Origin of the sequence: Burkholderia sp. KBS0801, assembly GCF_005937855.2 — a bacterium.
GTDB classification, from domain to species: Bacteria; Pseudomonadota; Gammaproteobacteria; order Burkholderiales; family Burkholderiaceae; genus Burkholderia; species Burkholderia ambifaria.
In genome coordinates this window covers 1,051,037-1,072,677 of the sequence record NZ_CP042178.1, presented here as the reverse complement: position 1 = coordinate 1,072,677, position 21,641 = coordinate 1,051,037, and the positions used below count along the sequence as shown (strand labels likewise).

General features: G+C 67.1%; 21 protein-coding genes and 1 pseudogene. 16 read left to right on the top strand and 6 right to left on the bottom strand.

Translation table 11 applies throughout. The annotated features are described in order from the left end of the window. Positions 1 to 217: 217 nt before the first annotated feature. The 5 genes from FFI87_RS21705 to FFI87_RS21680 all read left to right on the top strand — a co-directional run bounded on the left by FFI87_RS21705 (position 218) and on the right by FFI87_RS21680 (position 6,211). Positions 218 to 511 (top strand): hypothetical protein, encoded by a 294-nt coding sequence (locus tag FFI87_RS21705; RefSeq protein ID WP_041491666.1) that lies wholly within the window; start codon positions 218 to 220, stop codon positions 509 to 511. Next, positions 508 to 1,557 carry a multidrug transporter subunit MdtN gene (gene mdtN / locus FFI87_RS21700; protein WP_126225647.1) on the top strand — a complete coding sequence of 350 codons (1,050 nt, stop codon included), beginning with the start codon at positions 508 to 510 and terminating at the stop codon, positions 1,555 to 1,557. The genes FFI87_RS21705 and mdtN overlap by 4 nt, the downstream gene beginning before the upstream one ends. Continuing rightward, positions 1,538 to 3,637 (top strand): FUSC family protein, encoded by a 2,100-nt coding sequence (locus FFI87_RS21695; RefSeq protein WP_138849081.1) that lies wholly within the window; start codon positions 1,538 to 1,540, stop codon positions 3,635 to 3,637. Before mdtN ends, FFI87_RS21695 begins: the two co-directional genes overlap by 20 nt. After that, positions 3,624 to 5,171, top strand: coding sequence for a TolC family protein (locus tag FFI87_RS21690; RefSeq protein WP_138849083.1), 1,548 nt, complete (start codon positions 3,624 to 3,626; stop codon positions 5,169 to 5,171). The genes FFI87_RS21695 and FFI87_RS21690 overlap by 14 nt, the downstream gene beginning before the upstream one ends. A 332-nt stretch (positions 5,172 to 5,503) precedes the next feature. Continuing rightward, on the top strand, positions 5,504 to 6,211 hold the full coding sequence (locus FFI87_RS21680; RefSeq protein WP_011659108.1) for an MgtC/SapB family protein: 708 nt from the start codon (positions 5,504 to 5,506) through the stop codon (positions 6,209 to 6,211). A gap of 56 nt (positions 6,212 to 6,267) precedes the next feature. Here the strand turns inward: FFI87_RS21680 and FFI87_RS21675 are convergent, their stop codons facing one another. Beyond that, positions 6,268 to 6,987 (bottom strand): autoinducer binding domain-containing protein, encoded by a 720-nt coding sequence (locus FFI87_RS21675; protein WP_012366334.1) that lies wholly within the window; start codon positions 6,985 to 6,987, stop codon positions 6,268 to 6,270. A 73-nt stretch (positions 6,988 to 7,060) separates the two neighbouring features. Between FFI87_RS21675 and FFI87_RS21670 the strand changes: the two genes are divergently transcribed. The 4 genes and pseudogenes from FFI87_RS21670 to FFI87_RS35240 all read left to right on the top strand — a co-directional run bounded on the left by FFI87_RS21670 (position 7,061) and on the right by FFI87_RS35240 (position 9,891). Beyond that, positions 7,061 to 7,504 (top strand): DUF4902 domain-containing protein, encoded by a 444-nt coding sequence (locus FFI87_RS21670; protein WP_012366335.1) that lies wholly within the window; start codon positions 7,061 to 7,063, stop codon positions 7,502 to 7,504. A gap of 206 nt (positions 7,505 to 7,710) precedes the next feature. Then, positions 7,711 to 8,319 carry an acyl-homoserine-lactone synthase gene (locus tag FFI87_RS21665; RefSeq protein WP_012366336.1) on the top strand — a complete coding sequence of 203 codons (609 nt, stop codon included), beginning with the start codon at positions 7,711 to 7,713 and terminating at the stop codon, positions 8,317 to 8,319. Between the two features lie 50 nt (positions 8,320 to 8,369). After that, positions 8,370 to 9,131 carry a hypothetical protein gene (locus tag FFI87_RS21660; protein ID WP_186381757.1) on the top strand — a complete coding sequence of 254 codons (762 nt, stop codon included), beginning with the start codon at positions 8,370 to 8,372 and terminating at the stop codon, positions 9,129 to 9,131. Positions 9,132 to 9,505: 374 nt separating this feature from the next. After that, positions 9,506 to 9,891, top strand: a pseudogene (locus FFI87_RS35240) (VOC family protein). A gap of 550 nt (positions 9,892 to 10,441) precedes the next feature. Here the strand turns inward: FFI87_RS35240 and ribA are convergent. Further along, positions 10,442 to 11,092 (bottom strand): GTP cyclohydrolase II, encoded by a 651-nt coding sequence (gene ribA / locus FFI87_RS21650; protein WP_006752576.1) that lies wholly within the window; start codon positions 11,090 to 11,092, stop codon positions 10,442 to 10,444. 177 nt (positions 11,093 to 11,269) lie between these two features. Between ribA and FFI87_RS21645 the strand changes: the two genes are divergently transcribed. Further along, positions 11,270 to 11,731 carry a CBS domain-containing protein gene (locus tag FFI87_RS21645; RefSeq protein ID WP_012366338.1) on the top strand — a complete coding sequence of 154 codons (462 nt, stop codon included), beginning with the start codon at positions 11,270 to 11,272 and terminating at the stop codon, positions 11,729 to 11,731. A gap of 152 nt (positions 11,732 to 11,883) precedes the next feature. On the opposite strand, the gene FFI87_RS21640 is transcribed toward FFI87_RS21645, so the two are convergent. Beyond that, a complete protein-coding gene (locus FFI87_RS21640) occupies positions 11,884 to 12,213 on the bottom strand; it encodes a DUF4148 domain-containing protein (protein ID WP_012366339.1) in 330 nt (109 codons plus the stop codon). A gap of 513 nt (positions 12,214 to 12,726) precedes the next feature. Between FFI87_RS21640 and FFI87_RS21635 the strand changes: the two genes are divergently transcribed. Next, positions 12,727 to 13,125 carry a GreA/GreB family elongation factor gene (locus tag FFI87_RS21635; protein ID WP_012366340.1) on the top strand — a complete coding sequence of 133 codons (399 nt, stop codon included), beginning with the start codon at positions 12,727 to 12,729 and terminating at the stop codon, positions 13,123 to 13,125. Between the two features lie 188 nt (positions 13,126 to 13,313). On the opposite strand, the gene FFI87_RS21630 is transcribed toward FFI87_RS21635, so the two are convergent. Next, a complete protein-coding gene (locus tag FFI87_RS21630) occupies positions 13,314 to 14,432 on the bottom strand; it encodes a porin (RefSeq protein ID WP_012366341.1) in 1,119 nt (372 codons plus the stop codon). A gap of 609 nt (positions 14,433 to 15,041) precedes the next feature. Here FFI87_RS21630 and FFI87_RS21620 point away from each other — a divergent pair. The 3 genes from FFI87_RS21620 to soxR all read left to right on the top strand — a co-directional run bounded on the left by FFI87_RS21620 (position 15,042) and on the right by soxR (position 17,624). Further along, positions 15,042 to 15,416 (top strand): YXWGXW repeat-containing protein, encoded by a 375-nt coding sequence (locus FFI87_RS21620; protein WP_012366342.1) that lies wholly within the window; start codon positions 15,042 to 15,044, stop codon positions 15,414 to 15,416. Between the two features lie 658 nt (positions 15,417 to 16,074). Further along, entirely contained in the window at positions 16,075 to 16,830 is a 756-nt protein-coding gene (locus FFI87_RS21615; protein WP_138849087.1) for a glucose 1-dehydrogenase, read from the top strand. Positions 16,831 to 17,147: 317 nt separating this feature from the next. After that, entirely contained in the window at positions 17,148 to 17,624 is a 477-nt protein-coding gene (soxR, locus tag FFI87_RS21610) for a redox-sensitive transcriptional activator SoxR (protein WP_012366345.1), read from the top strand. 40 nt (positions 17,625 to 17,664) lie between these two features. Here soxR and FFI87_RS21605 read toward each other — a convergent pair whose 3' ends face one another. Next, positions 17,665 to 18,426 carry an SDR family NAD(P)-dependent oxidoreductase gene (locus tag FFI87_RS21605; RefSeq protein ID WP_138849089.1) on the bottom strand — a complete coding sequence of 254 codons (762 nt, stop codon included), beginning with the start codon at positions 18,424 to 18,426 and terminating at the stop codon, positions 17,665 to 17,667. 114 nt (positions 18,427 to 18,540) lie between these two features. Between FFI87_RS21605 and FFI87_RS21600 the strand changes: the two genes are divergently transcribed. Continuing rightward, entirely contained in the window at positions 18,541 to 19,452 is a 912-nt protein-coding gene (locus FFI87_RS21600; RefSeq protein WP_138850204.1) for a LysR family transcriptional regulator, read from the top strand. A gap of 57 nt (positions 19,453 to 19,509) precedes the next feature. On the opposite strand, the gene FFI87_RS21595 is transcribed toward FFI87_RS21600, so the two are convergent. Beyond that, positions 19,510 to 20,163 carry a TetR/AcrR family transcriptional regulator gene (locus FFI87_RS21595; protein WP_105787021.1) on the bottom strand — a complete coding sequence of 218 codons (654 nt, stop codon included), beginning with the start codon at positions 20,161 to 20,163 and terminating at the stop codon, positions 19,510 to 19,512. Between the two features lie 147 nt (positions 20,164 to 20,310). Between FFI87_RS21595 and FFI87_RS21590 the strand changes: the two genes are divergently transcribed. After that, the gene (locus tag FFI87_RS21590) at positions 20,311 to 21,612 is read left to right on the top strand and encodes an NAD(P)/FAD-dependent oxidoreductase (RefSeq protein WP_138849091.1); all 1,302 of its coding nucleotides are present in this window, start codon (positions 20,311 to 20,313) and stop codon (positions 21,610 to 21,612) included. Positions 21,613 to 21,641: the final 29 nt, after the last annotated feature.

The following is a 21,641-nucleotide window of genomic DNA, read 5'->3' as shown; positions in this document are numbered from 1 at the left end:
ATGCGAAAGCATCCGCTGGCAGAATCGCGGACCGCGCCACGACCGTACCCGAGCGCCCGCCGGGCGCTCAGACGCGTGCCCCCGGGGCACGCCGCATCGCTGGCGGTCCGCATCGCGCTGATTTATGATCGGCTCCGTATCGCGGAATCGTCGTCGCGGCAACGAACCGCATTGCGCCGCGCCCGGCATCCACCCCCAACGTCGAGCTCGTCACACCATGAGAAAAACAACGCCGCGCGTACCCCTGCGCGCCGCCGCCGTCCTGGTGCCTGCCCTGCCGCTCGCGGGCTGCACGTCGCGCGGCGCACCGTCGTACGTCCTGTTCGGCGCGTATTTCCCGCTCTGGCTCGTCAGCGCGATCGTCGGCATCGTCGGCGCGATCGTCGCGCACCGCGTGTTCGTCGCGACCGGCTGGGCCGCCACGGTGCCCTACCAGCTCGCCGTCTGCACCGCGATCGGGCTCGTGGTCGCCGTGATCGTATGGCTCACCGGCACGGGGCCGTTTGCATGAAGGCCGCCGGCATCACCCGCCCGTCCACGAAAGGCCGCGTGATCGCGCTGGCGATCGTCGCGCTCGGCATCGCCGCGCTCGCGTACGCGTACCACCGCACGTCGGCCTACCCGTCCACCGACGACGCGTCGATCGACGCGGACCTCGTCCACGTCGCGTCGCCCGTCGGCGGCCGCATCGTGCGGCTCGCCGTGCACGAGAACCAGCGCGTCGCGAAAGGCGACCTGCTGTATGAAATCGATCCGGTGCCGTACCGGCTGACGGTCGCGCAGGCGCAGGCCGATGTCGAGCTCGCGCGCGCATCGCTCGACACGCGCCGCCGGTCGCTGATCGGCGAGCATTCGAACGCCGCGGTCGCCGCGGAGCAGGTCAAGCGCGCGACGCAGAATTACGATCTCGCGACGCGCGACGTGAACCGGCTCGCGCCGCTCGCCGCGCAGGGCTACGTGAGCGCGCAGCAGTTCGACCAGGCGAAAGTGCGGCAGCGCGATGCGGCCGTGTCGCTCGCGCAGGCCAAGGAACAGCAGCGATCGTCCGCGCAGACGATCGGCGACGATGCCGACGCGATCGCGACGCTCCATGCGCGCGAAGCCGCCCTCGCCCGCGCGCAGCACGCGCTGGACGATACGGTCGTGCGCGCGCCGCACGACGGGCTCGTGACGGGGCTGACCGTGCTCGCCGGCGAAACCCTCGCGCCGAACCAGTCGATCTTCACGCTGATCGACGCAAGCGAATGGTTCGCGGTCGGCAATTTCCGCGAGACGTCGCTGAATCGCATCGCGGTCGGCGATTGCGCGACCGTCTATTCGATGATCGACCGCAGCCGCGCGCTGACAGGCAAGGTGGTCGGCATCGGCGCGGGCATCGCGGACAGCGATCGCATCAACCTGCCGCGCGCGCTGCCGATCGTGCAGCGTTCGGTGAACTGGGTGCATGTCGCGCAGCGCTTCCCCGTGCGCGTGAAGCTCGACGAACCCGACGGCAAGCTCGTGCGTGTCGGCGCGAGCGCGATCGTCGAGGTCCGGCATGGCTCGGCCTGCCGCTGACGTCCGCGCGCCGGGCCCGCGCGAAATCCTGCGACTGCTCGCGCCGTTTCCGGGGCGCACGTCGATCGCCGTGCGGGTCGCGCTGATCTGCGCGCTAAGCGTGCTCGTGACGAGCGCGTACGGTACGCCCGAAGCCGCGCTGTCCGCCTACGTCGTGTTCTTCATGATCCGCGCCGACCGCGTGACGAGCATCGTGCTCGCGGCGGCGCTGCTGCTGATCGTCACGATCGTGATCGGGTTCGTGCTCGGCATCGCGATCTTCAGCATCGACTATTCGATCCTGCGGGTCGCGTGCATGGCCGTGCTGTCGGTCGGGCTGCTGTACCTGACGTCGGCCAGCAAGCTGCGCCCCGTGGGCGCGATCCTCGCGATGATCGTCGGCTTCGGGCTCGACCAGCTCGGCCTCGCGCCGTTCGGCGAAGCCGCGACCCGCGCGCTACTGTATATCTGGCTGACGATCGCGATTCCCGTCGGCGTTGCGATCGTCGTCAATCTGCTGATCGCGCCGTCGCCGCGCCGGCTCGCGCTCGCGCAGATCGCCAAGCGCCTGCGGCTCGCCGCGCGGCGGCTGCGCGGCGACGACGACGACGACGCGCGCGCAGCATTCGACGCCAGCCTGCGCGAAGGCGACAAGCAGTTGCTGACGTGGCTCAAGCTGTCGAAACTCGAAGGCTCGTCGAGCGCCGCCGACGTTGCGGCACTGCGCCAGGCGATTGCGTCGAGCACGGCGCTGATGGTCGGCGTCGCGCTGGCCGATCGCGAACCCGACGCGCGGCTGCCCGCCGCGTTCGGCGCAGCGATCGCGGCCACGCTCGACGAGATGGCGGCCATTCTCGAGCGCGGCGGCTATCCGGTCGACGTGACGCTCGCACTGCCGCCGGTCGATGCACTGCCGCCGCTCGCGCGCGTCGCCGCGACGGATCTCCATGCGGCGATTACGCGCTTCGCGGAACCGGGCGCGGCGGCCGATCCGACTGCAGCCGCGCCGGCCGCACCTGTCAGCGCGTCCGCTGCCGCTCGCCCCGATTCCGCTGTCGCCTCGCCCGCACCGGCGCCACGCGGCGGCTTCTTCCTGCCGGATGCGGGCAGCAATCCCGATCACATCCGTTATGCGCTGAAGACGACCGCCGCGGCCATCTTCTGCTATCTGCTGTATTCGCAGCTGGACTGGTCGGGCATCCATACGTGCGTCGTCACCTGCTACATCGTGTCGCTCGGCTCGACCGCCGAGACGGTCGAGAAGCTCACGCTGCGGATCGTCGGCTGCATCGTCGGTGCGCTGCTCGGCACCGCGGCGCTCGTGTTCGTCGTTCCGGCGCTGTCGTCGGTCGGTGAGTTGATGGCGCTGGTGTTCGCCGGCGCGTGGCTGTCCGCGTGGGTCGCGTTCGGCTCGCCGCGCATCGGGTACGCGGGCTTCCAGATCGCGTTCGCGTTTTTCCTGTGCGTGATCCAGGGCGCCGGCCCCGGCTTCGACCTGACGATCGCGCGCGATCGCACGATCGGCATCCTGCTCGGCAACGTCGTCGTGTATCTCGTATTCACGCGCATCTGGCCCGTCAGCATCGGCAAGCAGATCGACGTCGCGCTCGCCGCGCTGCTCGAGCAGTGGCGCCGCGTGGTGCAGATCGCGCAGCCGGCCGAACGCCGCACGCTCGCTGCCGAAGCCTTCGCGCGCCATGGCGCGATCGCGCAGGAGCTCGGCCTTGTCCACTACGAACCGTCGTGGGTACGCCCCGCCGCGACGTGGCTCGCCACCCGGCGCCGCGCACTCGCCGAACTCGGCGCGCTCGAAGGCCCGCTGTTCCTGCTCGCGGAGCGCACGCCGGGCGACCCGGCGATCGGCGCGCGCCTCGCGCGCGTGGTCGCGCTGCGTGACGGCGGCCCGGCCGCCGACACTGCTGCGCCGGCGCCGCCGTCGACAGCAAGCGCGGCATCCATGCCGGCCCCGCCGCCGGCCGCCGCGCCCGCCGACCCTGCACGCGACGCGCTGCTGAACCTGATCGACACGCGGCTCGCGCACATCGCCGACGCCGCGCGTCAAGCCACCCCGAAGGAGCCTCTCCCTCATGCGCGTCCCTGAACCGCCGGCCGCGTCGATCGCCGCCGCCGCGCTCGCGACTGCCGTCGCGCTGGCCGGTTGCGCAACGTCGTCGATCGATCTGGCGCCGGACGCACCCGATCGCCCGTGGCAGCCGCAAACGTCGGCCGCGGGCGACATCGTGGCGGCCCCGCCGCTCGCGTCCGCGCAACGCGCACCGCACGACTACACGCTGCCGGCATCGCCCGCGCTCGCATCGGTGTCGCCGCCCGCCGCGCTCGATACCGCGCATCCGTACACGCTGCCCGAGCTGATCGATCTCGCCGAATCGACGAATCCGCTGACCCGCATCGCGTGGAACGACGCGCGCAACGCGGCGCTCGCCGTCGGCATCGCGAAGGCCGCGTACCTGCCGAATTTGTCCGCGACCGCGATGGGCGCGTACCAGACGAGCCACGGCTCGACATCCACGATCCTCGGCGACGCGTCGAGCAATACGACCGTGCACGGCACGATCTCGGCGCTGTCGCTGCAATGGCTGCTGTTCGATTTCGGCGGCCGCGCGGCGCGCGTCGAGGCGGCCGAGCAGGTGTCGGTCGCGTCGAACGTCGCATTCACGGCCGTGCATCAGCAGGTGATCCACGACGTGACGGTCGCGTACTACCGCTACGAAGCCGCCCGCTCGCGCGCGGCCAGCGCGCAGCAGGGCCTGACGAACGCCGACGCGATCCTCGCGGCGTCCCGCGCACGGCTCAAGCAAGGCGTCGGCACCGTCGTCGAACTCGCCCAGTCGACCCAGAACCGCGCGCAGGCGAATCTCGCGCTGGTGCAGGCGAACGGCGCGCAAAGCGACAGCTATCTCGCACTGGTTTCCGCGCTCGGCATCTCGCCGCTGTCGAAGCCGCCGATCGCCGCGCTGCCGAAGCGGCCGCTGCCGCCCGCGCTCGCTTCGTCGGTCGATGCGATCGTGTCGGATGCGATCGCGCGCCGTCCCGACCTGCAGGGCGCATATGCGCTCGAGCAGGCCAACCGCGCGAAGATCAAGGCCGCGGAAGCCGCGTTCATGCCGAAGGTCTTCCTGTCCGCGTCGACATCCTATGCCAGCGGCGGCACGGCGATCACCGCGCTGCCCGCGATCGGCGACCAGGCGCCGACCGTCAACCTGAACGGCAGCCGCTATGGCGGCGGCGTGTTCCTCGGCGTGACGATCCCGCTATACGATGGCGGCCTGCGCTCGGCGGTGCTGATGCAGGCACGCAACGATGCGCAGAGCGCGTCCGCGCGCCTCACGCGGACCAAGGAGGAAGCCGTCCGCCAGGTCGTCGCCGCGCAGAATGCGGTGCAGACGAGCCTCGCGTCCCACGACGCGGCGAAGGCGCTCGTCGATGCCGCGCAGACGAGCTACGACGCGGCGCTGACCGCGTACCGGAACGGCGTGGGCTCGGTCACCGATGCGACGATCGCGCAGAGCCAGTTGCTCGCGGCCCGCAACGCGGAGGTCGACAGCTACGCCGGCGCGCTGTCGGCCGCCGCCGCGCTCGCGCTCGCGACGGGGACGATCGGGTCGTCGCAGTAACCGTCGCACGGAGGGCGCCGGCCGTGCGCGGCCGGCCGCCCGACCGGTTGACGGGTGCGCGGGCGGCCGACTAGAATGCCGCCCATTCTTCCTTCAGGAACCATCGTGGACAGTTGCAGCACTCCGTTGCGTGCGCCGCTTGCCGCCTGAACGCCCGTCCGACGCAGTTCTCCTGCCGCGGCTCGCGTTCCGCGAGCCCGCACGCCTCCCGTTTCACACTGAATGACGCATTCGCGCGGTACAGTGCCGCGCGATGACGGCCATCGTGCCGCGTTCGGCATCGCGCCGACGCGACGCGGGCCGGCATGCGCTCATTGCACGGCAGGACACTCATGACTCTCGATTTCGCACTCCGTCTTTTCGTCGCGTTCGCCTGCGGCGTCGCGATCGGCCTCGAACGCCAGATGCGGCAACGCACGGCGGGCTTGCGCACGATCACGCTCGTCGCGAGCGGCGCGTGCCTGTTCGTCACGCTCGGCGTGCTGACCGGCAACGGCGTGGCCGGCGTCACGCAGATCGCCGCCTACGTCGTGTCGGGCGTCGGCTTTCTCGGCGGCGGCGTGATCATGCGCGACAAGGGGTCGATCCAGGGCATCAACACGGCCGCGACGCTGTGGTGCTCGGCCGCCGTCGGCGTGCTGGCCGGTTCCGGCCACTTCGTGCCGGCGCTGGCCGGCACGGGCGTCGTGCTGCTCACCAACACGGTACTGCGCGGCGTCAGCCAGGCGATCAACGCGACTCCCGTATCGAATGCCGATCTCGTGCGCGAATACCAGATCACCGTGATCTGCCTCACCGCGGACGAAGTGCACATCCGCACGCTGCTGTCGAATTCGATGTATGCGAAACCGCTGTCGTTCCAGAGCCTGACCAGCGAGGACGTGCCCGAGCAGCCGGATCGGCTGAAGGTCACCGCGACGCTGAAGCTGCATCCGAAGGATCAGCAGAAGCTCGAGCAGATCGCGAGCCGGATGAGCATGGAGAAGAGCATTTCCAGCGTGAGCTGGACCGCGAAGGAAGCGGAGCCGCTGATGGAGTGAGCGGCAGCAGCCGTTCATGCGACCGGCGGCAGGACTGCCGCGCCGCCGGTGTCGCGTCAGGGCGTGTCGATGAGTCCGGCCCCGATCGCCTTGACGACTGCCTGAACCTTGTTCGTCGCGCCGAGCTTCTCGAGGATGTTGTTCACGTGGAAGTTGACCGTGCGCTCCGAGATGCTGAGGATCTGGCCGATCTCGCACGCGGTCTTGCCTTCGGCCGTCCAGCACAGCACCTCGCGCTCGCGCGCTGTGAGCGTGACGCTCGACTCCGGCGACAGCTTCGGCACCATGAAGCGGCTCATCAGCGAATGCGACAGGTTCGCGAGCCAGTTCGTCTGCAGCGTCAGCATGTTGATCTCGGCCGGCGTGAGCCGGTCCGCATGACGGGCGATGCTCAGCAGCCCGAACGCGCCGCGCGCCGCCCAGCTCGACTGTGCGACGCCCACCGACAGCCCGTAGTCGCGCGCGTCCTGCCACAACGGGCACGGATCGATCCGGTCGACGTCCGGCCACACGATCATGTTGGTGCTCAGCGCGCCGTCGCGGACCGTCGAATCGATCTCGATGTAGTTCTGCGCCTGGTAGCGCGCCATCCAGCCGTCCGGATAGGTATTGAAGATCGCGACGGCCGGCTTCGATACGGGCAGCGGCACGCGAATGCCGTAACAGCAATATTCGAAGCCGAGGCGTTTAGAATAGGCAGCGATCCGCTGGAAGAGCTGCTGCTCGTCTTCCGCGGCACTGAATTGTTGGTAGGCATCCTGCCAGCGTAATTCCATTATTTCTCCGACAACGTCACGCTGTCATACCTGTCAGGTGCCAGCGCCGGTTCGGGGCTGATACATTCCGCGCATGACTTCACCTTTGTTGCACCCGGTCCGCGGCCCGTCTCCGGACGGCTACGTACGGCTGTCCGAAAACGCACTGGCCGCGCTCGCGCTCGACCATGTCGCCAGCGACCTCGATGCATCGCTGCTCGCGGAACTGCGCGACAGCGCCATCGACGCGCGCCTGGCCGGCTACACCGAATGGCACCGCCCGGCCAGTACCGGCGTCGCATACCTGACGGTCGGCTGGGACTGGTATCTCGAACGAGCAACCGGCACGTTCGTGATCGCGGGCGGCGACGTCCGCAGCAACATCATGGCTGTGGACACCAACGGCGCCGACCTCGGCATGTTCCGCACCGCCGCCGCGCTCGTCGCGCGGCTCGCTGGCATCGCTTGGCCCGCCGCCGTCGCATCGGCGCTGCTCGGCCGCAATGCCACCTATGATGCCGGTCCCACGCTCCAGTGACAATCTGCCACGCTTTCCTCTGACATTTCCTCAAGACTGGCGCTCTTTATAAGCAAAAGCCGCCCGTATTTCAATCCCGCAGATCAAGAAACCGTTACCACCGGTCAAATCGCGTCGGCGCGCGTCTACCTGTAAGAGTTACCAGTTACCGCCTCCTCGGGACGCGCGCTGTAATGCGTGCATACAAAGATCAATCCGAGGACACCATGCGAACCTTCGTTCACGAGGAAGGGCGGTTGCCGCACGAACTTGCAGCGGATCTAGGGCGCTATCGGCGCCGTGTATTCGTCGAACAGCTCGGTTGGGCGCTTCCGTCGGCGAACGAGAGTTTCGAGCGCGATCAGTTCGATCGCGACGATACCGTCTACGTGTTTGCGAGAAACGCCGGCGGCGACGTGTGCGGATGTGCACGCCTGTTGCCGACCACCCGCCCGTATCTGCTGAAGTCGCTGTTCGCCGACCTGGTCGCCGAAGACGTCCCGCTGCCGCAATCGGCTGCCGTCTGGGAGCTGTCACGGTTCGCGGCGTCCGGCGACGAAGGCGGTCCGGGCAATGCCGAGTGGGCCGTCCGCCCGATGCTCGCGGCGGTCGTCGAATGCGCGGCGCAGCTGGGCGCGCGGCAGCTGATCGGCGTGACGTTCGCGAGCATGGAGCGGCTGTTCCGCCGCATCGGCGTGCACGCGCACCGGGCAGGGCCGCCGAAGCAGGTGGACGGTCGTCTGGTTGTCGCGTGCTGGATCGACATCGATCCGCAAACGTTTGCTGCACTTGGAATCGAGCCGGGACGGGCCGCCCGGCAAGCCATCGCCGCCTGAGCCGGAACGCGCGTAGTCCGGCCGCGGCATCGTAACGAAGGAGAACCACCTTGGACCAGTCTCAGGTCTTTCGCGCGATGATGCCCGGCTTGACGGGTGCCGGCGGCGCCCGCATCGCAGTCGCCTACCCGTCGTTCCCGCGGCCGCTGCCGCTCGTGCGGCTCGATCGCCGCGGCCTCGTGTTCCGGGCAGCCGGCGCCGCGCCGCTCGTGTGCGGGCTGCCGCGTGCGGCGACGCTGCTGGTCGCCGACGAGCCGCTCTGCTCGCTGCGCCTCGTGATCCGCGACATCGCCGCTGCAGGCGACGGCCGGCACGACCTCACGATGCAGCCGTCGGGTGCCGCCGGCGACGAACTGCTGTGGCACGCGCTACGCGAGCGCGAACCGTACCGGCAGATCCGGCAGCCGCTCGCACCCGTCGACGCGGCCATCGCACCGAACGGCGAGCCGCAGGTCGCCGGGGACACCGCGCAACGTCCGTCGCGCAGCGCGGCGTTCCGTCTGAGCAGCCACAGCGATGCGCTGTTCTTCGCCGACTGGCTCGAATATCACTTCGACGAGCTGCGCGCGCTGTCGCAGCGGCATGGGCCGCAACTGCAGCTCAACCAGTTGCAGCGGCAGGTCGCCGACGACGAAGTCGGCGTGCGCTTCCTCTACGACATCGATGGACATGCGACGCGGCACGCGCTGACCGACTGCGCGCGCGAGGCCTGCGCGTGGATCGAGATGGAAATGCGCGATAAGTACGCGGTGCCGGTTGCGCAGGAGCGGTTTGGTGCATTTGCTGCGAACGCGCGGGCTGGCGGGATGTGAACATGTGAGAATGACCGCGGCCCGGTGGATACACGGCGGCCGGTGGGTCGCATGGCAAATGTTCCGTGGCAGGACATTGCGTAATGTCGGATTGCGGGAAGGTCCGCGATACGCCGTGCTCTGCTCTTGCCGGGAAAAACAGTTCGCGCTGCGTTGCACAATTACAACTAGGGCTTGCCATCCCTCGGGTTTTCCCTTAAAGTTGCATCTGTCTCCTCCATGTCTCCAAACATGGATTCAGCCCGCTCCCAGGAGCGGGCTTTTTCTTGCCTGCGTGGTTTAGCGGGGACATATCAAAAATCGGAGCCTCCGGCACATTCACCGTGGCCCGGCGGCTTATCATCGGCGAACCGTCACGCCGAGCCGACGTCGTTATGCACGCCCATCTGCGCATCGCCCGCCCCGTCGCCGATCTCGCCCGAATCGAGCGCATGTACCGCGACGCGTTCGAATTGTCGGTACTCGCGCGCTTCGACGATCACGACGGCTTCTCCGGCGTCATGCTCGGACGCGAAGGGCTCGACGACCACTTCGAGTTCACGCACTTCCCGGCGCATCCGGTCGCACCCTCACCCACGCCCGAAGACCTGATCGTCTTCTATCTACCCGACCACGGTGCCTGGGAAGCCGCATGCGCACGCGCCGCCGCGCACGGCTTCATGCGCGTGACGTCGTTCAATCCATATTGGGATGCCTCCGAAAGACATTCGAGGACCCCGATGGCTACCGGATCGTCCTGCAGAACGCGGAATGGCGTTGACGGGCAAGCATGCCCGAATCGTTATGCGCTGAGATCGGCGGCGGGGCGAACGGTCATCGCGTGCGCGACAAACAACATGTGCCGTCGCAGCGCATGTCCTTGCGGCTACGCAGGATGTGCGTCGGATTGCGCTTCGAAGCGTGCGATGGTTGCCCGTGCATCGGCAGGCAACCCACATCGGCCACGCGCGAGCCATGCGGTCACGGCGGGATCTGCGCGCATCGCCACCAGCGCGCCTGCATCGTCCGGGCGCCGACGACGCAACGTCAAACGTTCGGTGTCGATCTTCGATGGCACGGTCAACCGTGATCGGGATGTACAGGGAGCGCGGGATGCGTCAGCCCGCCCGTGTGCACTTTCGATAGCGCAGTAACGAGCCCGAACGCAAAGCGAAGGAGTGACGCAATCGCGATCGTTGCCTGAACCGGCAAGAAGCGTCGACGGCCACCAGCACCGACGACGAGAATTGAATGCAGCGGAACGCATCGCCCCGCCCGGCGCTCGCAGAATGCACGCGGCGCCCATTCGGGCACCCGCGCGTCGAATGCGCTTACTCGTTTTCTTCGAAGTAATGCCCGAACTTCACCTGCTTGGTCCGGATATAGCGCTCGTTTTCCTCGCGCATCGGCACCGCAAGCGCCACGCGTTCGCAGACGGGAATGCCATGCTTCACGAGCGTGTCGAACTTCTTCGGGTTGTTGCTCATCAGGCGCACCGACGTCACGCCGAGGATCCGCAGGATCGCGGCGGCCGAATCGTATTCGCGGGCGTCGTCGGGCAGGCCGAGGTCGAGATTGGCTTCGACGGTATCGCGCCCCTGCTCCTGCAGCGCATATGCGCGGATCTTGTTGCTCAGGCCGATGCCCCGCCCTTCGTGGCCACGCAGATACAGCAGCACGCCGCGGTCTTCCGCCGCGATGTAGCGCAGCGCGAGATCGAGCTGCTCGCCGCAATCGCAGCGGTAGGAGCCGAACACGTCGCCCGTCAGGCACTCGGAATGCAGCCGCGCAAGCACGGACTGCTCGCCGGTGACGTCACCCATCACGAGCGCGAGATGTTCGGCATCGCTGCCCGATACGCGGAAAGCGTACGACGTGAACGTACCGTAGCGCGTGGGCAGCGACGCGGTGGCGACGAGCGTCACGCACTCGTCGGCCTGGCCATTGCCCGGCGTGGGCGATTGGGGACGCGAAGACATCATGAATTGAGTCGAAACGATCAGGAATGTAGGAGTTGTGTGGATAGTGCGTGACCGGAGTTTACCGCTAATCTGGAAACGTCACGCGACTGCCTCGGTCGGCCCGGCTATACTGGGCCCATCGGGTGCCGCGCATCACGCCCTGCCTTCCCTGCATCGTCCCGCACACGGAGAAAGCAAATGAGCACGACTGTCGCGCAAATTCTCAAGGCCAAGCCGGATTCGGGCCGCACGATCTACACCGTCACGAAAAACGATTTCGTCTACGACGCCATCAAGCTGATGGCCGAAAAGGGAATCGGCGCGCTACTGGTCGTCGACGGTGACGACATCGCCGGCATCGTCACCGAGCGCGACTACGCGCGCAAGGTCGTGCTGCAGGAGCGTTCGTCGAAAGCCACCCGCGTCGAGGAAATCATGACGGCCAAGGTGCGCTACGTCGAACCATCGCAATCCACCGACGAGTGCATGGCGCTGATGACCGAACACCGGATGCGCCATCTGCCCGTCCTCGACGGCGGCAAGCTGATCGGCCTGATCTCGATCGGCGACCTGGTGAAGAGCGTGATTGCCGACCAGCAATTCACGATCAGCCAGCTGGAACACTATATCCATGGCACCCCGTCGGTCACGTCCGTCTGATCCACCCCAGCGAAAAAGGCCCAAACGCGCGAGCGTCTGGGCGGGAAAGCCGCCGGAATGCGGCGACGGAGGTTCTGCTCTGCTGACGCCGACGCGCGCTAGCGGCGCGCGTCCCGTCGGTCACATGCTGTGCTCGGGCAGACCCGGGATATTCAGTTGCCGAAGTAGACGGAGTTCACGGGATTCGGGGCTTCACGCGTGACGCGGCGGCCCGACTGGCCTGCGCTCATCGCCGCCGCACCGTAGCCGCTCGTATCGGCTTGGGCGAGCATCGGCTGGCTCGGCTGAATCCGTTGTTCCGCGGCCTGGATATCCTGCGGATATTGCGAATCGCTCGCGACCGGCTTGTAGCCGTTCTGTTCGAGTTGCACGAGATCGGCCCGGACCTGCTCACGGGTCAACCCCTGCTCGGACTGTGCGAACGATGCGATCGGGGTGGCAAGGACGGATGCAGCGATCGCTGCGTAGATGATCGACTTCATGATGGACCTCCGAAATATGTTCTCTTTTGGCGTCGCTCCCGGCTGGACTGTCTGAAGCGATGGAAACAAGTGTAGTGCTCGCGATACCAAGGGGAAACCCTTGGTTTGAACATACAGCGTTGCGTTTTTGGAAAAAATCCATCGCCGTCGCGTCACTGCATCATCATCACTTAAAGCATTTCCACAACAATGCCTGACGGAAGGCCGACAACCGAATCGCCGATCCGGAAGGTTGTGTTGTAGAATCGTAAGGCTTTATTCACCCGTTGGTACCCTATCCACCATGCACGCGCCCACGCCTCTTTCGGTTTTGCCGTCCGGCCCCGCCGGCGTGTGCATGCGCGCCGGTCATCCGGCGCCCACCTGCGTTCGACGCACGGCCCAGGCGCCGCTCGCCCCTGCCCGGCGCCTGATCTGACGGCACGGTCTCCTCCCGGAGCCAGGTCAGACAGGCTCCGGGCGATCCTCATAGGCATGCCACGCCTGCCCCCGCCGATCATTTGGAGAACTGCCATGAAACAACGCCTTTACCAGCTGAGCGAAGTCGACGTCGCTCGCCTCGAGAAGCACGCCGAACACAACCCGCGCTTCCAGGCGATGCTCGACACGCTGCTCGAGCGCGCGGACATCGTCCAGCCCGACGCCATCAAGGCGAACGTCGTCACGATGAACTCGCAGATCACGCTGCTCGACGAAGCATCCCAGGAACAGACCACCTGGACGATTGTTTATCCGGATGCCGCCAATCTCGAACTCGGGCGCCTGAACGTGTTCTCGCCGGTCGGCATGGCGCTGCTGGGCACGCAACGCGGTCAATTGGTGAAGGTGCTGCAGCCGAGCGGCGCCGAAAAGCTGATGAAGGTCGCGGCGATCGTGTTCCAGCCGGAAGCCAACGGCGAATACACGCGCTGACGCCGCTGCGGGCCGGCAGCGTACCTCGGCCAGCCCAAAACAAAAAGCGAGGCCCTGAGCCTCGTTTTTTTGCGTCCGGACGAGACGCACCGTCGTCGCGACCCGCGTCGTCGTATTCGACAGGCGAAAAAAAGGCGCCCGAAGGCGCCTTTTCGATACTGCGAAGCGGGTTACCCCGCTTGTCACGCTTAGAAGCGGTGACGCAGACCAACCGTTGCTGCGGTTTGGTTGATCGACGAGCTCGGCAGGTTGTTGCTGAAGCTGTCGCCGTTGTAGATCGACGCGCCGATGCCGTTCTTCGCTGCACGCTGGTACACAGCTTGTGCGTAGACGTCCGTGCGCTTCGACAGCGAGTAGTCAGCTTGCAGGCCGAACTGGTTCCAGTGCGTGCTGCCGTTGTTGATCTTCGCGTTCGTGTACGTGTAAGCAGCACCCAGGCCGAGAGCCGGCGTCAGGTTGTACTTCGCGTTGACTTCGTAGTTGTCCGTACGCAGCGTGCCCAGACCAACTGCGTTGTTGTCGAGACGTGCTTGCGTCCATGCAGCGCCGACTTGTGCCGGGCCGAATGCGTAACCAGCAGCAGCACCGTACGTGCGGACGCGGCCTTGGCTAGCGATGCCACCGATTGCCGACGACGTCGCGCCGTTTGCGTTCGTACCGTCACCCAGGTTCGCTTGCGAGTATGCACCCGCCAGCTTCAGGCCTTGGAACTGGTATGCAACGCCTGCGCTGTACGCACGGTTGTTACCGAAGTTCGTGTTGTTCGAGAACGAGTACGTGCCGCCGAATTGCAGGCCAGCGTAGTTCGCGCTCGTGAACTTGATGGTGTTGTTCGCTGCGACGTCACCGGTCGTGCTCAGACGGTCGAGGTTCAGCGGGTGCGCGAAGTACGTGCCGCCCCACGAGCCCGTTGCCGTCAGCGGCGCCAGGTAGTCTTGCGTTGCGTCATACTGCTTACCCAGCGTGACCGTGCCGTACTGGCTCGACAGACCGACAAATGCTTGACGGTTGAACATGCCGCCGTTGTTGCCCAGCTTGCCGTTACCGATGCCGAAGCCGCTTTCCAACGTGAAGATTGCCTTCAGGCCGCCACCCAGGTCTTCCGAGCCACGCAGGCCGAAACGGCTCTGGTCAATGCCCGAACCCATCGCCCAACGCGACTTGCCAGCTTGGCCGAGTGCCGGCTGGACGTTGCTCGTGTAGGTGATGCCTGCGTCCAGCACGCCGTACAGCGTGACGCTGCTTTGCGCGTGAGCGACGGTAGCGAACGATGCTGCAGCTGCTGCAACGATCAGAGTCTTGTTCATTCGTGGAGCTCCCTTCTAAAAAGAGGCAGGTCTCGCGACCTTGTTCATAAACGGTCTCAACCGCCCGGGAGCGCCATCGATCCTGCTGGCGGCGCCCGGATAGTTGCCCGTTTGGGAACCGTGAGTTTAGGGGTGTACCCTAGGGGCGCGATCTGCAAATAAAGAAATAACCTTTTCCAGAACTAGAAATAATGAAAGTGGGGACGAGTTATAAGTATTTGTTTTGACGTCTTTTTTTGACTTCTTGACGACTGTTTTTTGGACACTTCTATCCCACCATTCCTTCGTGTCAGCGTCTTGACGGTTGCATAGAAACAACAAGCGGAATCGGCAAATCGCCCAAAATCGGTAACTTTTACCCAAGCAAATCTCAAATACCGAGCCGCGCCGCCTAAAAACCAAGCGGCCAAGCGGTAAACACACACCCGCGCGGCCGTTGCTGGCGCCTGCTCCGTCGGCGCCGGGCTGCAACGGGAGGTCGGCCCGCTCCACCGGACGACCGGCGGGCCCTCGTGACATGCAGTAACAGCCTTAACGGCCTGCGTAACCCGGCCACGAGACCGGGAAGCTAATGTACGGCAGACCCGCTTACATATAAGAGGACCCGCGATGAATCGACGCTCGTTGTTGCGCGCCATCGGACTGACCGCCGCCGTCGCTGCCACCGGCGGCTGGCTGCGTACCGCCTCGGCTCAGCCCGCCCCGCCGGGATACCGGCCGCCCGGACCGCACCACGGGCCCGGCAGGCCGCCTTATCCCGATCGCCCGGGCTTCGCGCCGCCGGCACCGCGGCACGATCGCCGTCCGCCGCCGCCGCGGCCGCACGGCTATGTCTGGACCGACGGCTACTGGCGCTGGCAGCGCGGCCACTATATATGGGTGTCCGGCCGCTGGGTCGCGCGGCGCCCGGGGCGTCGGTGGGTGCCCGGCTACTGGCGGCGCCAGGGGCCGGTGTGGATCTACGTCGACGGCACCTGGCGATAGGCAGTCGCCCGCGCCGGCTTTCGGTGGGCGCAACGCCGTACGGCGGACGGCCCGGCGGCGGTGGACGGTAGAAGGACCACGCGCCGGCGTGCGAGGCGACTAATCGGCACCCGAATCGGCCCCGGACGGCCACCGATCGCAACTGCCCCCGATCACGGCGGACCGCTCGCCTCAAGCCGCGATCGTCCCGCATACGTTGCGCCCTTCGCAACAACGCGTACGAGCAGCACGCTCGAAACATTCGGATAACGAAGTCATCCGATGCCGCCGAGGCACATACATACAGCCGTGGCCCAGCGCGGGGTAACGCGCGGGTCACCCCTCCCTTCTCCTCCCGCTTTCCGGCCTTCACCTCTCCCGCACGCATCGTCGCTGCGCCGTACGACATCCGGCACATTCCGGAGACCGCAGCTCATCCGTTTGGACGGCACGCAGCGCCCGCTTTGTTGCCATCATGGCCGTCATTCATCGCGCGCCACGTCCCGCACCGAACGACGCCGCGCGCATTCGCGCACCCCGCCACGAAGTGAACGAAGGCACCGGCATGCGCGCCATGATCGCGCTTGGCATCACCCAAGCGCGCGCATGGGACCGCGCCGATCCGGTCCGCATCATCGACACATCGGCCGCCGCCCCTTCACTCAAAGGAGCAAACACGATGAAACGACTCGAAGGCAAAGTGGCGTTGATCACGGGCGGCGCCCGCGGCCAGGGCGAGGCGGAGGCGCGCCGGTTCGTCGCCGAAGGTGCACGCGTGGTGATCGCCGACGTGCTGGACGACGCCGGCCGCCGCGTCGCGGCCGAACTTGGCGACGCCGCGCGCTACCAGCATCTCGACGTGACGAACGAAGACGATTGGCACACCGCCGTGCTTGCAACGCTCGCGCATTTCGGGCGGCTCGACATCCTCGTGAACAACGCGGCGATCCTGAAGCTCGTGCCGATCGAGTCCTGTTCGCTCGACGACTATCGCAAGGTGATCGACGTGAACCAGGTCGGCTGCTGGCTCGGCATGAAATCGGCGCTGGCCGCGCTGAAGGATGCGGGCGGCGGCTCGATCGCCAACGTGTCGTCGACGGCCGGGATGGAAGGCGTGGCCGGCGGCAGCGCGTATGTGTCGAGCAAGTTCGCGGTGCGCGGGATGACGAAGGCCGCCGCGCTCGAGTTCGGCCGCTACGGAATCCGCGTGAATTCGGTCCACCCAGGCGGCATCGACACCGTGATGGCGCGCCCGCCGGAATACGCGGACTTCGACCCGTCGTCGATCTATAGCGGGCTGCCGATCGCACGCATCGGCAAACCCGACGAAGTCGCGAGCCTCGTGCTGTTCCTCGCATCCGACGAATCCGCGTACTGCACGGGCTCGGAATTCATCGTCAACGGCGGAATGCTCGCGGGCAGTACGTTCCACTGATCCGCACCGCAGCCGACACGCGACGCGGCGTTCAGTACCCTTCGGCTGGATCACCGGGGTGCCGAGACCGCTCGCCGCCCGCTTGCCACCGCGCACAACGAAGCGGCCGCGCAGACCGTACATGCCTTCCGCTTCCGGATATACCTCAGGAGCACGAAATGCAGCAGTCCGACGAACGCCGGCAGCAGTACGCAGGCCGCGCCGAAAGGCGACGTCCTGCGTAGGGATAAGGGAAGCATGACGCCTCGCGACGGGTTAAACTGCCGCGCAGCATAAAAGTTGAAGTTAACTTCAAGTCAAGCTTTTCCGGAGGGCGCATGGGTATCGATGAAACTCCGCAATGGCCGCTGATGTCGATCCGCGAAGTGGCCGCGCGCAGTGGCGTGCCGGCGTCCACGCTGCGCTTCTACGAGATGCGCGGGCTGATCAAGTCGCACCGTAACGGCTCGAGCCATCGCCACTATTCGCGCGCGGTGCTGCGGCTGATCGCGTTCATCGTGTTCGCGCAGAAGATCGGCTATTCACTCGACGAGATCGCGGAGCAGCTCGTGAGCCTGCCGGAAGACACCGCGCCGACCAACAAGGATTGGCAGCGGCTGTCGCGCGGCTGGAAGCAGCGCGTCGCGAACCGGATCGAGGAGCTGCAGCGGCTCTACATCAACCTCGACGAATGCATCGGCTGCGGCTGCCTGTCGCTGAAGCGCTGCAAGTTGACCAATCCCCAGGATCGCGCGGGGCGCAACGGCCCCGGCGCGCGGCGCTGGCTCGGCGATACGCCGCCCGATCTCGACTGACGCATGCGGCTGGCGCGACGCCCCGCGCCGCCTTTGCGCGTCACCCGACCCGCCAGCCGCCGTTCACCGCGATCGTCGCGCCGGTGACGAATGCCGCGCGCGGCCCGGCGAGCCACGCGACCGCGTCCGCGATGTCGTCCGGATGGCCGGCGCGGCCGACCGGCGTCTGCTCGCGGATCGTCATCGCGATGGCCGGTGCGACGCCGGCATCGCCGAACAAACGCGTATCGGCGATATAGCCGGGCGCGACCGTATTGACCGTGACGCCGCGCGGCCCGAGCTCGCGCGCCAGCGCGACGGTGAACCCTTCGACGCCCGCCTTCGCCGCCGCATACGCGAGGCCGCCCGGCAGGAGGCTGCCGGCGCGCGCCGCGATCGACCCGATGTTCACGATTCGCGCCGCGCGCTCGGCCAGGTGCGGCAGCACGGCCAGCGTCGTGATGAACGTGCTTTTGAGGTTCGCAGCGAGGACGGCATCCCATACGGTTTCGGCGTCGCCCGCCTCGGTGTCCGCGCCCACCCGCCCCGTCAGCCCCGCGTTGTTGACCAGCACGTCGATGCGCGGCCACCGCGCGACGATCGCCGCGACCGCCGATGCCGCGTCGCGCCGCACGCTCAGATCGGCCGCCTGCCCGATCGCCGCGGTGCCGAGCCGCGCGACGGCCGCGTCCAGCCGCCCCGCATCGCGCCCGATGATCGCGACGCGATACCCGTCCCCCACCAGCCGGCTTGCGATCGCGAAGCCGATTCCGCTCGACCCGCCCGTGACGATCGCGGTACGTTGCCGTTCGCTGCCTGTCATGTGCTGCCCTCCTTTCCTCGGTGTTGACGATTGATGACATTGGCAGTCTGGACAACGCATGGCGATAGGTAAAATACGAATTCGATGACCATCCGATACGCGAAAGGTATCGCAATGATCGATTTGCGCCAGTTCCGGCAGTTCATTGCCGTCGCCGAAACGCTCAGCTTCCGGCGCGCCGCCGAGCGCCTGCACATGGCGCAGCCGCCGCTCAGCGCGGCCATCCGCAAGCTCGAGGAACAGTTGGGCGTCGCGCTGTTCGAACGCGACAACCGCGGCGCGACGCTCACGCCGGCCGGCGATGCCTTCCTGCTCGAAGCGCGCCGCGCGCTCGAGCAGGCCGAGCGGGCGGTGGCCGTGGCGCGACGCGCGGGCGCCGGCCTGGGCGGCACGCTGCGGCTGCGGTTCGTCGACAGCACGGTCAACGCGCTGCTGCCGCTGATCCTCCGCGCGTTCCAGGAACGGCATCCGGACGTCGATTTCCAGCTGGAAGAAGGCACGACCGCCGAGCAGGTGCTCGCGCTGCGGCAGGACCGCACGGACGTCGGCCTCGTCGTGCTGCCGGTGGCCGATGCCGGCGACGTGCACGTCGAGCCGCTGCTGCGCGACCGGATGGTCGCCGCGCTGCCCGACGGCCACCAGCTTGCGCGCCGCCGCCGCATCGCGCTGGCCGAGCTGGCGGACGAACCATGGGTGCTGTTTGCCGCGCATCATGGGCCCGGCATGCATGCGCGGATCGTGACGGCGTGCGCGCAGGCCGGCTTCGCGCCGCGCGTGGTCCAGCAGCCGCGCCAGATGCAGACGACGGCCGGACTCGTCGCGGGCGGCATCGGTGTCGCGCTGATGCCGCGGCTATTCGTGCCGATGCAGCCGCAAGGCATTACGTTCTGCGAACTGACGGGCGCGGGCAGCCCGCTCGCGTACGAACTGGCAATCGCGTACCGGACGCCGTCGTCGCTCGTCGACGCGCTGCGCGACACCGCGCGGCACGCGGTTGGCACGCTGGGGCTGGTGACCGCGACGTGACCGCGACGTGACCGCGACGTGACGGCGACGAGATCGCGCGCGTCGCGCGCACGGCGCTCAGTCGAGCAGGAAGTTGAGCGCGACGTCGAGCACGGCCTGCCGGAACGCATCCTGCCGCGTGGGCAACGACGTGAACTCCAGAATCAGGTGGCTATACGACACCGTCGTGCCGACCGCGCTCGCGATCATGAAGAACAGCACATCGGGATCGACCGGGCGGATCGCGCCGGCGTCGACAGCCTCCGCCAGCAGCGGAAACATCGCGTCGTGATACGGCCGCACGAGCCGCTCCCGCAGCCGGTCGAGCCGCGCGCCCTCCTCGGTCGCAGCGGTCGAGAAGAACATGCCGATGTCCGGCTCGTCGAATTCGTGATCGACACACAGCTCGATCGCGCGCCGCATGCGCTCGCGATGCGGCAATGACGACGTGCGCAGCGCGCGCAACGCATCGAACATCGGCTCGGCCAGCTCGGCGATCTGCTCGACGACCGCCAGCCACAGCGTTTCCTTCGTGCCGAAATGATGGGCGATCAGCGCCGCGTCGATGCCCAGCTCGCGCGCGACCTCACGCACGCTCGTCGCATCATAGCCGCGCTTCGCGAACGTGCGGCGCGCGGCTCGCAATATCACGTCCGGACCGACGGACGCGTCCGCCAGCGGCCGCCCGCGCGTGCGCCGCTTCGACGGCGCGCACTCAGTGACTTCAGCCACGTATTCCTGCTCCTGTTGATTGATTCGAACGCCCGTGTTCGTGCCCCGGTTTCGCGTCGCCCGGGCCGGGCCGCCTGCCCACTCCGTTGACACGCGAAGCCGGGAAGCGCTAGGATCATACCTTATTCATCACGTGATGATTTATCCATGACAACCCTTACTCGCCCTGCCCGCATCGTCATCGTCGGCGGCGGAATCGCCGGCTTGCAGCTCGCGACCCGCCTCGGCGAACGCCTTGGCCGTAGCGGGCGCGCGCAGGTCACCGTCGTCGACCGCAGCCCGACCCACGTGTGGAAGCCAATGCTGCATACGATCGCGGCCGGCACGCGCGACGTGCAGCAACAGCAGGTGATCTTCCTCGCCCACGCGCGCGACCACGGCTACACGTATCAGCCCGGCGAACTGAAAGGACTCGATCGCGCGCGCCGCCGCGTACAGCTCCGCGAGATCCGCTCGCCGGACGGCGAACTCCTGATCGACGCGCGCGAGCTCGAATACGACGTGCTGATCCTCGCGCTCGGCAGCCAGGCCAATGATTTCGGCGTGCCGGGCGTGCGCGAGCACTGCTACTTCATCGACAGCCAGCAGCAGGCCGAAACCTTCAACGAAGCGCTGCGGATGCGCGTGTTCCGCAGCATCGCGCGCGACGAGCCGTTTCGCGTCGCGATCGTCGGTGCGGGCGCGACGGGCGTGGAGCTGGCAGCGGAGCTGAGCCGGCTGCTGGAAATCGCGCAGGCGTATGGTGATGAGACGGTGCGCGAGCGGCTGCAGCTGACGCTGCTCGAAAGCGGCCCGCGCATCCTCGCCGCGTTTCCGCCGAGGATTTCCGCTTCCGCGCAGCGCCGGCTCGAACAGATCGGCATTCACGTGCTGACGTCGACGCGCGTCACGGCGGCCGATGCGAACGGCTTCCACTATGGAGACGGTTCGTTTGCCGAGGCGGATTTGATGGTGTGGGCGGCCGGCGTGAAGGCGTCCGATTTCATGCAGGCGCTGGGCGGGCTCGATACGAACCGTGCGAACCAGATCATGGTCGGGCCCACGTTGCAGGCCACGGCCGACGAACACGTGTTCGCGATCGGCGATTGCGCGAGCCTGCAACCCGACGGCCAGCAGCGGCCGCTGCCGCCGACCGCGCAGGTGGCGACCCAGCAGGCCGAGCATCTCGCGAAACACCTGCCCGCATGGCTCGACGGCAAGCCGTTGCCGCCGTTCGCGTTCCACGATTTCGGCGCGCTCGTGTCGATCAGCGACTACGACGCATTCGGCACGCTCGGGCAATTCGGGTTCTTCCGCGGCGGCTTCATCCAGGGGCGTTTCGCCCAGTTCAGCCATCTGATGCTGTACCGGCGGCACCAGCAGGCGCTGCACGGATTCTCCAAGGCGACGCTGCTGTGGATCGCCGAACGGATCAACGGCTGCGTGCAGCCGCGCATCCGCCTGTCTTGACACATTGCGTAACGTTTCGAGGAAAGCAG

Excerpts from the sequence above, each read along its gene's own strand:
- FFI87_RS21705 (WP_041491666.1), top strand. The coding sequence starts at position 218 with ATGAGAAAAACAACGCCGCGCGTACCCCTGCGCGCCGCCGCCGTCCTG.
- mdtN (WP_126225647.1), top strand. The coding sequence starts at position 508 with ATGAAGGCCGCCGGCATCACCCGCCCGTCCACGAAAGGCCGCGTGATC.
- FFI87_RS21695 (WP_138849081.1), top strand. The coding sequence starts at position 1,538 with ATGGCTCGGCCTGCCGCTGACGTCCGCGCGCCGGGCCCGCGCGAAATC.
- FFI87_RS21690 (WP_138849083.1), top strand. The coding sequence starts at position 3,624 with ATGCGCGTCCCTGAACCGCCGGCCGCGTCGATCGCCGCCGCCGCGCTC.
- FFI87_RS21680 (WP_011659108.1), top strand. The coding sequence starts at position 5,504 with ATGACTCTCGATTTCGCACTCCGTCTTTTCGTCGCGTTCGCCTGCGGC.
- FFI87_RS21675 (WP_012366334.1), bottom strand. The coding sequence starts at position 6,987 with ATGGAATTACGCTGGCAGGATGCCTACCAACAATTCAGTGCCGCGGAA.
- FFI87_RS21670 (WP_012366335.1), top strand. The coding sequence starts at position 7,061 with ATGACTTCACCTTTGTTGCACCCGGTCCGCGGCCCGTCTCCGGACGGC.
- FFI87_RS21665 (WP_012366336.1), top strand. The coding sequence starts at position 7,711 with ATGCGAACCTTCGTTCACGAGGAAGGGCGGTTGCCGCACGAACTTGCA.
- ribA (WP_006752576.1), bottom strand. The coding sequence starts at position 11,092 with ATGATGTCTTCGCGTCCCCAATCGCCCACGCCGGGCAATGGCCAGGCC.
- FFI87_RS21645 (WP_012366338.1), top strand. The coding sequence starts at position 11,270 with ATGAGCACGACTGTCGCGCAAATTCTCAAGGCCAAGCCGGATTCGGGC.
- FFI87_RS21640 (WP_012366339.1), bottom strand. The coding sequence starts at position 12,213 with ATGAAGTCGATCATCTACGCAGCGATCGCTGCATCCGTCCTTGCCACC.
- FFI87_RS21635 (WP_012366340.1), top strand. The coding sequence starts at position 12,727 with ATGAAACAACGCCTTTACCAGCTGAGCGAAGTCGACGTCGCTCGCCTC.
- FFI87_RS21630 (WP_012366341.1), bottom strand. The coding sequence starts at position 14,432 with ATGAACAAGACTCTGATCGTTGCAGCAGCTGCAGCATCGTTCGCTACC.
- FFI87_RS21620 (WP_012366342.1), top strand. The coding sequence starts at position 15,042 with ATGAATCGACGCTCGTTGTTGCGCGCCATCGGACTGACCGCCGCCGTC.
- FFI87_RS21615 (WP_138849087.1), top strand. The coding sequence starts at position 16,075 with ATGAAACGACTCGAAGGCAAAGTGGCGTTGATCACGGGCGGCGCCCGC.
- soxR (WP_012366345.1), top strand. The coding sequence starts at position 17,148 with ATGGGTATCGATGAAACTCCGCAATGGCCGCTGATGTCGATCCGCGAA.
- FFI87_RS21605 (WP_138849089.1), bottom strand. The coding sequence starts at position 18,426 with ATGACAGGCAGCGAACGGCAACGTACCGCGATCGTCACGGGCGGGTCG.
- FFI87_RS21600 (WP_138850204.1), top strand. The coding sequence starts at position 18,541 with ATGATCGATTTGCGCCAGTTCCGGCAGTTCATTGCCGTCGCCGAAACG.
- FFI87_RS21590 (WP_138849091.1), top strand. The coding sequence starts at position 20,311 with ATGACAACCCTTACTCGCCCTGCCCGCATCGTCATCGTCGGCGGCGGA.